15 protein-coding genes are annotated in these 12,421 nt (G+C 70.3%); 6 read left to right on the top strand and 9 right to left on the bottom strand.

The features are described from left to right. Nucleotides 1–175: 175 nt before the first annotated feature. Complete coding sequence (locus NBX02_RS01755) at nucleotides 176–700, bottom strand: hypothetical protein (RefSeq protein WP_250289681.1); 525 nt, start codon at nucleotides 698–700, stop codon at nucleotides 176–178. A gap of 124 nt (nucleotides 701–824) precedes the next feature. On the opposite strand from NBX02_RS01755, the gene NBX02_RS01750 reads away from it, so the two are divergent. Next, nucleotides 825–1,097 (top strand): type II toxin-antitoxin system Phd/YefM family antitoxin, encoded by a 273-nt coding sequence (locus tag NBX02_RS01750; protein WP_445548206.1) that lies wholly within the window; start codon nucleotides 825–827, stop codon nucleotides 1,095–1,097. Next, nucleotides 1,094–1,510, top strand: coding sequence for a type II toxin-antitoxin system VapC family toxin (locus tag NBX02_RS01745; RefSeq protein WP_250283732.1), 417 nt, complete (start codon nucleotides 1,094–1,096; stop codon nucleotides 1,508–1,510). Before NBX02_RS01750 ends, NBX02_RS01745 begins: the two co-directional genes overlap by 4 nt. 306 nt (nucleotides 1,511–1,816) lie before the next feature. Here the strand turns inward: NBX02_RS01745 and NBX02_RS01740 are convergent, their stop codons facing one another. The 3 genes from NBX02_RS01740 to NBX02_RS01730 form a co-directional block, all read right to left on the bottom strand. After that, complete coding sequence (locus NBX02_RS01740) at nucleotides 1,817–2,086, bottom strand: cytochrome C oxidase subunit IV family protein (protein WP_250283730.1); 270 nt, start codon at nucleotides 2,084–2,086, stop codon at nucleotides 1,817–1,819. Nucleotides 2,087–2,096: 10 nt separating this feature from the next. Continuing rightward, on the bottom strand, nucleotides 2,097–2,681 hold the full coding sequence (locus NBX02_RS01735; RefSeq protein ID WP_250289678.1) for a cytochrome c oxidase subunit 3 family protein: 585 nt from the start codon (nucleotides 2,679–2,681) through the stop codon (nucleotides 2,097–2,099). A gap of 76 nt (nucleotides 2,682–2,757) precedes the next feature. Beyond that, on the bottom strand, nucleotides 2,758–3,834 hold the full coding sequence (locus NBX02_RS01730; RefSeq protein WP_250289676.1) for a hypothetical protein: 1,077 nt from the start codon (nucleotides 3,832–3,834) through the stop codon (nucleotides 2,758–2,760). 557 nt (nucleotides 3,835–4,391) lie between these two features. Between NBX02_RS01730 and NBX02_RS01725 the strand changes: the two genes are divergently transcribed. Further along, a complete protein-coding gene (locus NBX02_RS01725) occupies nucleotides 4,392–4,955 on the top strand; it encodes a hypothetical protein (protein ID WP_250283725.1) in 564 nt (187 codons plus the stop codon). Nucleotides 4,956–5,103: 148 nt separating this feature from the next. Here the strand turns inward: NBX02_RS01725 and NBX02_RS01720 are convergent, their stop codons facing one another. The 3 genes from NBX02_RS01720 to NBX02_RS01710 all read right to left on the bottom strand — a co-directional run bounded on the left by NBX02_RS01720 (nucleotide 5,104) and on the right by NBX02_RS01710 (nucleotide 8,209). Then, on the bottom strand, nucleotides 5,104–6,147 hold the full coding sequence (locus NBX02_RS01720; RefSeq protein ID WP_250283723.1) for an NAD-dependent epimerase/dehydratase family protein: 1,044 nt from the start codon (nucleotides 6,145–6,147) through the stop codon (nucleotides 5,104–5,106). 159 nt (nucleotides 6,148–6,306) lie between these two features. Next, entirely contained in the window at nucleotides 6,307–7,452 is a 1,146-nt protein-coding gene (locus NBX02_RS01715; protein WP_250283721.1) for a sensor histidine kinase, read from the bottom strand. 37 nt (nucleotides 7,453–7,489) lie between these two features. Further along, complete coding sequence (locus tag NBX02_RS01710) at nucleotides 7,490–8,209, bottom strand: response regulator (protein WP_250283718.1); 720 nt, start codon at nucleotides 8,207–8,209, stop codon at nucleotides 7,490–7,492. A 250-nt stretch (nucleotides 8,210–8,459) separates the two neighbouring features. Between NBX02_RS01710 and NBX02_RS01705 the strand changes: the two genes are divergently transcribed. The 3 genes from NBX02_RS01705 to NBX02_RS01695 are packed head-to-tail and all read left to right on the top strand — an operon-like array spanning nucleotide 8,460 to nucleotide 10,587. Then, nucleotides 8,460–9,110, top strand: coding sequence for a glycosyltransferase family 2 protein (locus tag NBX02_RS01705; protein WP_445548208.1), 651 nt, complete (start codon nucleotides 8,460–8,462; stop codon nucleotides 9,108–9,110). An 11-nt stretch (nucleotides 9,111–9,121) separates the two neighbouring features. Beyond that, a complete protein-coding gene (locus tag NBX02_RS01700; protein ID WP_250283742.1) occupies nucleotides 9,122–9,823 on the top strand; it encodes a DUF2064 domain-containing protein in 702 nt (233 codons plus the stop codon). Further along, nucleotides 9,820–10,587 carry a class I SAM-dependent methyltransferase gene (locus tag NBX02_RS01695; protein ID WP_250283715.1) on the top strand — a complete coding sequence of 256 codons (768 nt, stop codon included), beginning with the start codon at nucleotides 9,820–9,822 and terminating at the stop codon, nucleotides 10,585–10,587. Before NBX02_RS01700 ends, NBX02_RS01695 begins: the two co-directional genes overlap by 4 nt. Here NBX02_RS01695 and NBX02_RS01690 read toward each other — a convergent pair. After that, nucleotides 10,542–11,102 carry a hypothetical protein gene (locus NBX02_RS01690; RefSeq protein WP_250283713.1) on the bottom strand — a complete coding sequence of 187 codons (561 nt, stop codon included), beginning with the start codon at nucleotides 11,100–11,102 and terminating at the stop codon, nucleotides 10,542–10,544. The two genes, NBX02_RS01695 and NBX02_RS01690, sit on opposite strands and share 46 nt — an antisense overlap. Then, nucleotides 11,099–12,310, bottom strand: coding sequence for a molybdopterin-dependent oxidoreductase (locus NBX02_RS01685; RefSeq protein ID WP_250283711.1), 1,212 nt, complete (start codon nucleotides 12,308–12,310; stop codon nucleotides 11,099–11,101). The genes NBX02_RS01690 and NBX02_RS01685 overlap by 4 nt, the downstream gene beginning before the upstream one ends. Between the last annotated feature and the right edge of the window lie 111 nt (nucleotides 12,311–12,421).

Genomic DNA, 12,421 nt, shown 5'->3' with positions numbered 1-12,421 from the left:
CACCGCCCGCATCTGGGACAGCGCCACCGGGCAGCCGGTCGGCTGGTGTCTTGAGCAGCTTCCCGACGGGGAGCTGGCGGTCTGGTCGGCATCCCGAGACGAGCTGCTCGGTGCCTCGCCCGAGGCGTGGCGGTGGCTTGGGTGGCTTGTGCCGCGCGGCGGCCGGCTCGTCCGGCTACCGGCCGAGACCTGGGGCCCACTCCCGCCACTGGCCCGGCCAACAGCGCCGCCGCCGTAACCCACCGCGACCTCGACAGCCGATCCCGGACGCCCACCGGGCTGCGGCCCCGCCCGCGCGGGGATCATTGAACTGCTGGTTGTTCGCCAGCTTCGCCAGCCGAGCCATCCTTACCTGCCATGCGCTCCGGGTCCCGTATGGCGACCACGCTCCAACCCACCTTTGTGTGCCCCAGGTGGTGAAGCCGCCGGCGGCGAGCCCGTCGACGCCGGGCAGCGTGCAGTCGAGCCGGGCGTCCTCGACGAACCCGTCGAGGTCTCGCTGGGGGATCGCCTGACGAGCCCCGGTCACGAACGTCTGCGGCAGGCCGGTACGGCGCACGAACTCGCTGATCAGCCTGGACTTGCCGGCCTGGCGCCGCCCTCGCACGCTGACCAGCCGGCCCCGGCCGCCACGGACCGCCGCGAGGTGGGCGGCCAGCCGCGCCAGCTCCTCGGCACTGCCCACGAAGTCCTCATGCACACGCGAAGACCAACATTCATGTTACTGACATCGACGCCGGTCACGAAGGACCGGCGTCGATGGCCGTGTCACCCTCCGCCGCGACGACACCAGGACAGTACTACCCACGTACTACGATGAGTCGGTGGAACAGGTACCTGTGCGGGTGCTCAACCAGGACACCGCGGGCGTGCTCGCGCGCGTCGAGCGCGGCGAGACCATCGAGATCACCCGGCATGGCAAGGTGATCGGCCGTATCGTGCCGGCGACACCCGGGGAGCTCGACGACCTGATCGCGGCGGGCAAAGTCTCCCCGGCCACCATCACCGGCCCTTTCGTCGCACCGAAAGGGCCACAGATCAGCGGCCTGGAAGCCGGCGAACTGATCAGGCAGCTCCGCGACGAGGAACGCTGGTGATCTATCTGGACACCTCCGCGATCGTGAAGCTGATCAGGCCCGAGCTGGAGAGCGACGCCCTGGCCGAATGGCTCAACGCCCGACCGGCCGAGCATGTGATCACTTCTAAACTCGCCGAAGTCGAAGTCCCACGGGCGTTACGCCGGGAGGAACCAGCACGGCTGGCGGCGGTGGCCAGCGTTCTCGCCCATCTTGACCGCCTGGACATCGACGACGCGGTCCGAGCCACCGCGGGCGCCTACCCCTTCCCCCATCTACGGTCGCTGGACGCTATTCACCTCGCCACCGCGGACCAGCTCGTCGCGTCCGGGAAAACAGTCAGCGCCTTCGTGACCTACGACAGACGCCTGGCCGCCACCGCCGAAGAACTCGGCCTGGTCACGACAGCACCCGGCCGGCCCGTCCCGCAGTAAGCACTCCACGTCGGACCTGTTGACAGGCCACCTGGCCGAGGCGGCGTTGGCGAAGTTGTGATCATATCCAGGGCGGCTTCCGACGACGGGTGGACGAGGCTGACGATGCCCGGCTCCAACCGTGCGGGATCGGTGGTGATGGCAAGGGAGCCCATTCCGCTCGACACCATCACGACCCGCGGGAGCGTCGAGCGCCGCAGCAGCGGGATGAACGCACGCATCATCCGTACCGGCCCGAGGACATTCGTCTCGTAACAGAGCCGGAAGTCCTCCGGCCCGGGCGCGCTCATGGGCCGGCTGGACGGGTCAGCTGAGGCCGACTATGAGGCCCCACACCAGGACGATCCAGCCGTGGAAGGCGAGCTTCAGCGCGAACGGGGCGTGCCTGAGCTCCATGAAGTGCATGCCGACCAGGTGGAGCTTCGCCGCCACGACGGTCATGACGAACGCCGTCGTGGCGACGCCGCGGGCGCTTTCGGACTCGGCGAACCACGACGAGCCGGCCGTCAGCAGCAGGAGCCCCACGAACACCAGCCGGACCAGCCGGCCCGGGGCCACCGTGCGCGGGCGCGCCATCAGATCGCCGTCAGATGAGGTACAGCAACGGGAACAGAACGATCCATAATACATCCACCATGTGCCAGTAGGACGCGCACGCCTCGACCGTCGTGGCCTTCGGACGACGCGACGGATTTCTCGTCGCCTTCCGCAGAAAAGCGAGCACACACATACCGACGGCGACGTGGAGAGCGTGTATCCCGGTGAGCACATAATAGTACATGTAGAACGCGTCCGTCACGGGATAAATGCCGGCGTGCAGCTTCTCGCCGTACTCCAGAGCTTTTCCGCCCATGAATCCGAGGCCGCAGGACAGCGCCAGCGTGAAGAATCTCGACGCCCGGCCGAACCCACCGGCCTGGACCTCCTGGACGGCCCGTACGACGAACAGCGAGCTCGCCAGAAGAACTATCGTGTTGACGAGCCCGATCGCGATGCCCAGATGCTGCTGTGACCGGGCGAACAGCTCCCGGTCACCGGCACGGGCGTCCATGAAGATCGCAAAGAACACCCCGAACATCGACATCTCGCCGAGGACGAGGACCCAGACACCGGCCTCACCGGGCACATGCGGGGCACGCGCGGGTGGGGCATGACCGCCGCCATCGGGCACGTCCGGGACGTGGCCACGCGGCCCGGGGGCGCCGGCCCGAGCGCCCGACGACGGCGGGTACGCCGACGCCGGCCGTTCAACCCGCATACGCGCCCGAGGCACTCTCAAGCCGCCGTGCCTGCTCCTCCACGGCCCCCCGATAGGTGGCCCATGCCATCACGAGCAGCCACACACCGAATATGAACAGCGGGATCCAGTAGACCAGCACGCCGTGGTAGGCGAACGGCCCCGTCTTGAAGAACAGCATCAGGATCACCGCCATGAAGAGGAAGCACTCCAGCACGTTGAAGTAGGCCACCCAGCGCGGGAAGACCGGTTTCGGCCCGGTGTCCAGCAGCACCGCCAGCGCGATGGCGCCGCTCTGCAGAACGAACGGCATGAACGGCATGAACAGCAGGATCCAGCCCAGGTCGTGCAGCGTCTGCGTCACCTCGGGGCTGCGCTCCGGCCGGAACGAGGCGGCCGCCAGGACGAGCATCGGCACCCACAGGAACTGCCAGGCCGCCAGGCCGGCGCCGAACTGCAGGTAGGCCAGGGCCTTCTGCTCCGGCCGGATACGTAACATCTGACGCAGGATCACCGTGATCAGCGGGCCCCAGACCATGAATCCGACCAGCGTCAGAATGATCCCGAAACGGATGAGGTTCGTGTTGTCCCGATAGAAGTCGGCGACCTTCTCCGCGGACCAGTAGGCGGGCAGCGCCGGGATATAACCGGCGACCAGCAGGCCGACGAACATGAGGAGCACGCCGATCGGCACAACCGCCGAAAAGGCGCGTTCGATCCGGTCGCTGACCGTGAGACGCGTCGACGAGTCCGTAGGCGCCGGTGGGTTCACAATGAGTGTCAACAGATCTCCTCGGGGAGTATGGGCCTGGTACGGATTCGATGGCCGGACGCCCGCACCGCCACCGCCGGCGGCGAAAACAGCCGGCTGCTTCTCGGCCCGCACGATGTCCGCGTACCTGGTGATGAGCCGGATCGGGCCATAGCCCTCGACGTGCGCTTCCGCCAGCGGCGCGTTCTCCCGCCGCCGCCGGTACGCCGTGCGGAGCGGCTCGTCGCCCCGGCGCCCCTCGGGCAGCGCCACATGCCGCGCGATCTCGCCCGGGACACCGACGGCCGAGGCGGACCCCGTGTACGTGACGGTCATGCGAGGCTCCTGCGTCAGGGCGAGCAGCCGTCTGATCGGTCTGAACGGCCCCGTCCGGCGGTGCACCTCATCATGTGATGTCGGTCACGAATCCCGCATCACCCATAAGGGAGCTTTTCCTACTCCCATGAGAGGCCGGTCATACCGGCCAGGACGACAGACCCACCGCGCCGTGCGGGCAGGCGGGCAGGCGGGCAGGCGGGCAGGCGGGCAGGCGGGCAGGCGGGCAGGCGGGCAGGCGGGCAGGCGGGCCCACCGGGATCAAGCGGACCGCCAGCCCTCCGGAACCCCGCCTCACGGTCGGGCCTCTACATCGCGATCTACATCGTGCCGTAGATCGCGATCGGCGCGCTCACGGCCACACCCGCCACCCCGAACGGCTCTCATGGGCTTTCGTGATCTGCTTACAGGCAACATATGCCTACACCGTGTTCCCACGGCAGGCGCAAAACTGTCGCCTATATGCCAATAGTATCTGATCAGTTGCCTAAAGTAAGAAGATATCCGTGGCGGAGAAGCCACATCCCGGATGCGACCGACAATTACCAGGAGGAGTCATGAGTCGTTGGGAACTGGCGAGCCGGACCCGGATACGCGCCTTCCGTGAGGGGCCGTTCGTGCTGCTCGTCGCCGAAGGCGAGCTGCCCAGCCCCGGCTACGAGGTCGACATCGCCAGGAGCCTGCTGCGCATCTTCCCGCAGCAGTTCAATCTCCTGCGCCGCGCGAAGCCGGGTATCTTCCCGCAGCACGTCACGCCGTACCGCTACGCCGAGGCGGTCCGCTACCCCGAGGACCAGGACACGATCACGGTCCATCACGCCGACGGCACCGACCACGTCGACATCGAGCCCGCCGGCAAGGACCTGGTCAGCTTTGTGGAGGCCGTCCGCGGTGGCGCCGACCGGCCCGCTCCGCCGGCGGGAGCCGAGGAGGCCATCGGCCTGTCGTCCAAGCTCAGCTTCGACGAGGCGTTCGCCAACGCCGTGGCCAACCTGCCGCCCTCGGACATCATCCTCGCCGACGGGCTGGCCCGCGTCCAGGTGCTTGAGATCGGCGGCCTGTTCGGCGGCTTCGCCGGTTTCCACCACCTGTTCGTCCGGGTCAGCCGCACCATCACCTGAGCAGCATCACCTGAGCACCATCCGCCTGACCATCGTCCGCCCGGGTATCGTCCCGGCTGGCAGAACAGGCCGTTTTCCGGCAGGGGCGATATCCCGGAGCGTGAAGCCCACCGTTCACCGGTGCCGGGAACGAAGGCACCGTGGGTCGTCATCCGCGCAGCGGATCGCGGGCGAAGGCATTCACCCCGTCGCTGAAGACAACCCGGGGCTGATAACCGAGAAAGCCCCGGGCGCGGGCGGACGAGGCGGTGACATGGCGGACGTCACCGGCCCGATATGAACCGGTGACGACGGGCCCTGGTCCACCAAAGGCCCGAGCCAGTACCGAGGCCATGTCACCGACGCTGTGCGGCTCACCCGAGCCGATGTTGAGCGGTACGAGCTCGCCGGGTGCGCCCGGGTGCCGCAGCGCGCGCAGATTCGCCTGCGCGACGTCGTGGACGTGGACGAAGTCGCGCAGTTGTCCACCGTCCTCGAACACGCGTGGCGGCTCGCCCCGTTCCAGTGCGCTACGGAAGATCGACGCGACACCGGCGTACGGGGTGTCCCGGGGCATTCGGGGGCCGTAGACGTTGTGGTAACGCAGCGCCAGGACGCTGCCGCCGGTGGCGATGGCCCACGCGGCGGCAAGGTGCTCCTGAGCAACCTTCGTGGCCGCGTAAACGCTCTTCGGCTTCAGCGGCGCGTCCTCGGTGACAAGCGTCGGCTCCAGCGGACAGCCGCAGCGCGGGCACGGCGGCTCGAACCGGCCGGCATCCAGCTCGGCCGGTAGCCGCGGGCCCGGGCGCACCGGCCCGTCGGCCGGGCAGCGGTAGCCACCTTCGCCGTAGACGACCATCGAACTCGCCAGCACCAGGCGCTGTACCCCGCGACGGGCCATGGCGGCCAGCAGCACCGCGGTGGCGAGGCCGTTGTGCGTGGCGTAGGCCGGCAGGTCGTCGAGATCTGCCCCCAGACCGACCATGGCGGCCTGGTGGCAGACGGCGTCCACACCGTCGAGCGCGGCTTCGACCTGGGAGCGGTCGGCCACGTCAGCGACGATCAGCTCGGCGGCGGCGTTCACCTCGGGCCTGCCGCGATGCACCGCCGGCAGCAGCGCGTCGAGGATTCGGACGCTGTCGCCGGCCGCCACGAGCGTGTCGACCACGTGGGAACCGATGAACCCGGCGCCGCCGGTGACCAGAATGCGCATACCCGCGGACGCTAACGGCTCCGGGGCGCTCCAGATCTTACAAGTCGAGGAAGCCCGTAGGAGACCGGAAAGCCCGGAGGAGACCGGGAAGCCCGGGAAGCCCGGATGCGTGACGCGGCCCGCGGGCATGCGTCTGCCCAGGTGGCCAGGGAGCGTTGGTCAGGCGGCCGGGAGCGCGACGACGAAGCGACAGCCGCCCCGGTGGTTGTGCACGGTGACGTCGCCACCATGGGCCTCGACGATCCCGCGGACGATCGCCAGCCCGATCCCCGAGCGCACCCGGAGCTGGTGGGGATGATCGCCGCCGCCGGGTGTCCGCGCCGCCTCGCCACGGAAACCGAGTTCGAACAGGCGGGGCAGATCGTCGGCGGGGATACCGCCGCAGCGGTCGGCCACGGCGAGCAGCGCCCGGTCCCGCGCGGTGTCCGCCTCCGCGGTGACCTCCACCGTCCCGTCGTCCGGAGTGTGCCGGATGGCGTTGACGAGCAGGTTGGTCAGCGCCCGTCCGACCTCGGTCGCGTCGGCGATGACGAACAGCGCATGATCGGCGGTGCCGGTGAGGGTGACGCCCTTGGCCCGCGCGATCGGGTCCACGACGGCGATCGCGTCCGACACGAGGTCGGCGAGGCAGACCTTCTCAAGAGTCAGCCGGAAGGCCCCGGCCTGCAGACGGGCCAGCTCGAACAGGTCGTCGACCATGCCGGTCAACCGCTCGGCATCGGCAAGTATCAACCGATGGTAACGAGACATTGTCTCACTGTCGGTCACCAGGCCGTCCTGTAGCGCCTCCGCCGTCGCCCGGATTCCCGCCAGCGGGGTCCGCAGGTCATGGCTTGTCCAGGCCACCAGCTCGCGTCGGCTGGCTTCCAGCGCCCGTTCACGGTCACGCGCCGCCACCAGCCGGATATGGGTGGCATCCAGCGTATGTGCCAGCGTGGCGAGCTCAGCCGTGGGGACGCGACCCGCTCCGTGATAGCCGGCCTCACCGAGAGTGGCCGCGGCACTGGTCAGCATGGTGGTGGCGGTAACGACCGGCCGCCCCAGCCGCACCGCGGCGGCGGTGGCGACCACCGTCGAGACAGCGACCACGATCAGCACGACCCGCAGGTCGTGGTCGGAAAGGAACATCGCCCGCGCGGTACCGGCGACCCCCGCCGCCACCGCCAGCACCGGCACGACCGAGAGCGCCGCCACCGTGGCCCACAGCGGCCGTCCCCGCAGCAGACGCAGCAGCGGCACCCCCGTCAGCGCGGCCACGGCCGAACAGGCAAGCGCAATCATCACGACCTGTAGTTCGGCGCTCACGATCACTCCGTTCTGCCGCGTTCTTCGCTACTTTCTGTCACGATCCATAGGCAACAGGCGGGTCGTCGGCAGGCGGCGGCGCCTGGTCGTACCGGTAGCCGACACCCCACACGGTGACGAGCATCCGGGGGGCGGTCGGATCGTCCTCGATCTTCTCCCGCAGCCGGCGGATGTGGACGGTGACCGTCGAGGGGTCGCCGTAGCTCCATCCCCACACCTGTTCCAGCAGCTCGGCACGGGTGAAGGCGCGGCCGGGATGGCGCAGCAGGAAGGCCAGCAGATCGAACTCACGCACCGTGAGGGAGAGCGCCACCTCGTGCCGGGTGACGGTACGGGCGGCCGCGTCCACGACCAGCGTGCCGGCACGCAGCACACCGGATGCCGGTGGCGGCGGCTCGGTCGCCCGCCGCAGCACGGACCGCACCCGCAACGTCAGCTCGCGCGGTGAGAACGGTTTGGTCACGTAGTCGTCGGCACCCGTTTCGAGGCCCGCGATACGGTCCGCCTCCTCACCCCGAGCGGTCAGCATGATCACCGGAACCGGCCGGCGTTCCCGCAGCCGGCGGCAGACCTCGATGCCATCGATGCCCGGGAGCATCAGATCGAGTACGACGAGATCCGGCGCGCTGTTCTCGGCCATCCGTAACGCCGCGAGGCCGTCCGCGGCGCGGTCGACGTCAAAGCCCGCGTTACGCAGATACCGGTCGACGACCTCGGCCACGGTCGGGTCGTCATCGACGACGAGGACACGGGTCACGCCGTCACGATAAGGGCCTGACAACCGGCTGTGACCAGCTCGGGGACGAGCTTCTCCACTTCGTAATCCTCTGCGGTAGGCGGCGAGCACGAGATTCACATCCTTCGTGCGCTTCGCGAGCTTTCGCTCATTTGTGCGCCTTGGGGCGGTGACTGGTGAGGCGGGGCGTTCCTCGTCCCGTAAGGGTCGATCAGGAGGTTTCGCCCCTACAGTCGCACTTATGGTTACAGAAAGTGACAAATTGCGACCTCTGGTGGACGTCGTCCTGCCCTGTCTGAACGAGGCCGGCGCGCTGCCCTGGGTTCTGGGCCGGATGCCGCCCGGCTACCGGGCGGTCGTCGCGGACAACGGCTCCCACGACGGATCACCCGAGCTGGCCCGCGAGCGCGGGGCGGTCGTGGTCACCGTGCCCGAACGCGGCTACGGAGCCGCGGTACACGCCGGCCTGCGGGCCACGGACGCCGAGGTGGTGTGCGTGTGCGACGCCGACGCGTCCCTCGACCCGGCCCAGCTGCCCCGTCTCGTCGACGAGCTGCTGGCCGGACGTGCCGAGCTGGCGCTCGGGCGGCGGCGCCCGACCTCGCCGCGGGCCTGGCCACCGCATGCCCGGCTCGGCAACGCGGTCGTCGCCGGACGGCTGCGCCGCCGCGGCGTACCCGTCCGCGACCTGGGGCCGATGCGGGCCGCCCGCCGTGACGACCTCCTGCGGCTGCCGGTCGCCGACCGCCGGTTCGGCTACCCGTTGGAGCTGCTCCTGCGGGCGTCGCGGGCCGGCTGGCGGATCGTCGAGATCGACGTTGACTACCGCCCGCGGGTCGGCCGGTCGAAGGTGACGGGCTCGCCGCTCGGCACGGCCCGGGCCGTGCGCGACATGTCCGCGCTCCTGGCAGGCCTGCGGTGAGGCTGCTGGTGGTGGCGAAGGAACCCGTGCCCGGCCGGGTCAAGACCCGCCTGACGCCACCGTTCAGCCCGGAGCAGGCGGCGGCCGTGGCCACCGCCGCGCTCGCGGACACCCTGGCCGCGGTCCGCGCGCTCGGCCGCCTTCCCGGTTTCGGCCGGCTGCGTCCCACCCTCGTCCTCGACGGCGCCGTGGGCCCGTGGCTACGTGTGCCGGAAACACCGGAAACACCGGAAACACCGGAAGCGCCGGAGGCGCCGGGGGCACCGGCTGCGCTCGAGGTCGTGCCGCAGCTGTCCGGGCCGTTCGACGCCCGCCTCGCCGCCGCGTTCGACGGGAGCGACGGCCCGACGCTGCTGATCGGGATGGACACCCCGCAGGTGACACCGGCGCTGCTGGCCGACGCCTGCCTCGCGCTGGACTCCGCCGACGCGGTGTTCGGCCCCGCCGCCGACGGCGGCTGGTGGGCGCTCGGCCTGCGACGCCCCGACGGCGAGCTGCTGCGCGACGTCCCGACGTCCCGTCCCGACACCGGTGCGCGGCAGCGGGCCCGCCTGTCCGAAGCCGGCCTGCGGGTGGTGACCCTTCCGGTCCTGCGGGATGTCGACACCGCCGCCGACGCGGCGGTGGTCGCCCGGATCGCACCAGGTGGACGGTTCGCCGCGACGCTGCGAAGCTTCCAGGAAGATCACGCCAACCTGGCGATGATCCCATGACCAGCGGTCAGGCACTCGCGGCCGTCCACGGCCGGTGCTGCCCCACCGCCGTCTACGAAGCTGGGCTACGGTCCGTCTCAGGACAGTTGTGGATACGTCATACCGACGGGCGGCGGGAGCCGCTGCCGGTCGGCCGCTGGCGGGGCAGCGCCAAACCGGGTGACGCGTCCCTGCTGCGTCGATGTAACGGGCCGACTCTTGACGTGGGCTGCGGCCCTGGCCGCCTTGCCGCGGCGCTCACCAGCAGCGGCGTACCCGCCCTCGGCATCGACGTGGCCCCGTTCGCGGTGAGGCTCGCCCGCCGCGCCGGCGCGGTGGCGCTGCGACGTGACGTGTTCGGCCACCTGCCCGGCGAAGGGCGGTGGGCCGTGCTGGTCCTCGCCGACGGGAACATCGGGATCGGCGGCGATCCGGTTCGGCTGCTGCGCCGCACCGCCGAACTGCTCGCCCCCGCCGGCCGGGCACTGATCGAGCTCGAACCGCCCGGGACACCGACCGGCACGTCCCTGATCCGGCTGGAGGGGCCGGACGGCCGGCTGTCGCGGGCGTTCCCCTGGACCTTCGTGGGCGTCGAGGAAATCACCCACCTCGCCGCGGACGCCGACCTGCGCGTCACGGAAACCTGGCACGGCCAGGGCCGCTACTTCGCCGTCCTGTCCACCGGGCGCCACAAGCCCCGGCCCTTTCAATCAGCCGGCCGGAATCTCCCTGAACCAGATCAGAACTTTCCGTTTGAAGAAAAACGGGTACAAATAATACGGTAGATAATTATGGCGGCAGCGCACGCCCAGATCAGGCCGAGGACAATCCCGAGGTTGCGTCCATATGGCAGTGGATTGACCGAGGGATTGTCGGCTGACCCGCCGTAGCCGCGCCACAGGGGCAGCGACGCCAGGGCGACCGCCGCGCTGACCACCGACGCCCCCTGCAGCACCGCCCGGTACGGTGCCGGGACCAGCCTGCCGAGCACGAATCCGGCGGCCATCGTCGCCGGGACGACCAGCAGGTCGTGGACCACGATCCCGCCGATCAGCCACGCCGTCGTGTTCGGCGGGTTCGTGGCCGGCCGCCCGTCGGCCAGGCCGTGGATCCCGTACCCGATCGCGGCCAGGCCGGCGGCCACCACCAGAACCCGCAGCACGGCCGCGACCGTGAGGCCGGTACTGGTACCGGTACCAGTACCAGTACCGGAATCCGCGCCCGCCGGGCCGGCAGGACGCCCCAGGCCACCTGGCTCCTCCTGCCCGTGGATGCGCGGCAGCGGCACCTGTCCGTTCACAGCATCACCACCCGGTGTACCCATTTGGTCTGCAGGACGCCGGGCCTGTTCGGCGCGATCAGCCGCGCCGGGTATCCGTGGTCGATGTCCAGCTCCGCTCCGTTGAGGACGGTGGCCAGCAGGGTCAGCGGGTCCCGGGCATGCGGCGGGCGCACCTCGCTGCTCCGGTAGGCCCCGCCCGCCTCCAGGGACTCCACCCGCACCGTCGCGTCCACCGGGACATCGGCGGCATCCAGCAGGTCCCGCAGCCGGAGGCCACGCCAGGTGGCGTCCGCGGCCCAGCCCTCCACACACGTGATCGGCAGCCTCGATTCGTGATGGGGCAACGCCCGCAGCTCGTCGAGAGTGAGGACGAACGGGCGCGGGCCGACCACCTCCAGCCGATAGCCCGGGCTGCGGGCAGCCGCGGCGACCCCGGCCGCCACCGCGGTCCTGTTGACCGGCAGCCCCTGCGGGCCGATGTCCGGCCGGCGCGGCCCGAGCAGGTCGAGCCCGGACAGGCCCGGCATCCACTGCCCCGCGGTCGTCACCACGATGACACCGGCGGCGCTGGTGACGGCGATACCGAGACCGCGCCGGGACAGCCCGTTGCCCGGCGGCTCGGGAGCACTCACCCGGTCCGTCAGGTGCTGCCGGCTGTTCCGGCCGCGGCCCACGTTCGCCCGCACGACCGCGAGTTTCGCGACGATATGTACACCCAGCGCGCCGATCGTGATCCAGGCGACCCAGTAGTGGGTGACGGTGAAGAAGAACCGGAACCGGTACCACTGGGCGGTGTTCGCGATCCCGGTGGCCAGTTGGAAGACGGCCCCGGCGATCAGCGGCACGATCGACAGCCGCTCCAGGGCATGAGCGACCGAACGCACCGGCGGCCACTCCCACAGCCGCGGGTACACCGTCCACAGCTTCACCAGCAGCAACGGGACGCACACCAGCCCGGTCGTCACGTGCAGCCCCTGCGTCACCCGGTACAGCGACACCGGGCGGGACGGCCAGACGTACCACGACGGTGGGTGCTGCATGAAATGCGACACCAGCCCGGTCAGGAAACACACCCCGAAGGCGATCCCGAGCCAGATACCCAGCAGCGAGGCGACCCGCGGGTCGTGCAGGCGGCTGGGAAAGGCGTTCGCACGTAACGGCCCGCGGCGCAGTGTCGCGGGTGGCTCCGGAAGACGTCCGGTGAACAAGCCGGTGATTGGTCGCACGCCCGCACGGTAGGTCCGGCGCGCACCCCGCCGGCCCCGCCGAAGCCTTACGGAACGGAGAAACCGGCCGTGAGGGCACCCGGACCGCCGGGAAACGCTGCCAGGGTCGGG

The sequence above is a fragment of the Protofrankia sp. CiP1_Cm_nod1 genome (assembly GCF_920888515.1).
GTDB lineage: Bacteria > Actinomycetota > Actinomycetes > Frankiales > Frankiaceae > Protofrankia.
The sequence above is the reverse complement of the archived record's forward strand: the minus strand, read 5'-3'. Positions and strand labels throughout refer to the sequence as shown.

Bases quoted from the DNA above. Each gene is read 5' to 3' on its own strand.
- NBX02_RS01695 (WP_250283715.1), top strand. From the start codon at position 9,820: ATGACCAGCGGTCAGGCACTCGCGGCCGTCCACGGCCGGTGCTGCCCC.
- NBX02_RS01725 (WP_250283725.1), top strand. From the start codon at position 4,392: ATGAGTCGTTGGGAACTGGCGAGCCGGACCCGGATACGCGCCTTCCGT.
- NBX02_RS01720 (WP_250283723.1), bottom strand. From the start codon at position 6,147: ATGCGCATTCTGGTCACCGGCGGCGCCGGGTTCATCGGTTCCCACGTG.
- NBX02_RS01740 (WP_250283730.1), bottom strand. From the start codon at position 2,086: ATGGCGCGCCCGCGCACGGTGGCCCCGGGCCGGCTGGTCCGGCTGGTG.
- NBX02_RS01730 (WP_250289676.1), bottom strand. From the start codon at position 3,834: ATGACCGTCACGTACACGGGGTCCGCCTCGGCCGTCGGTGTCCCGGGC.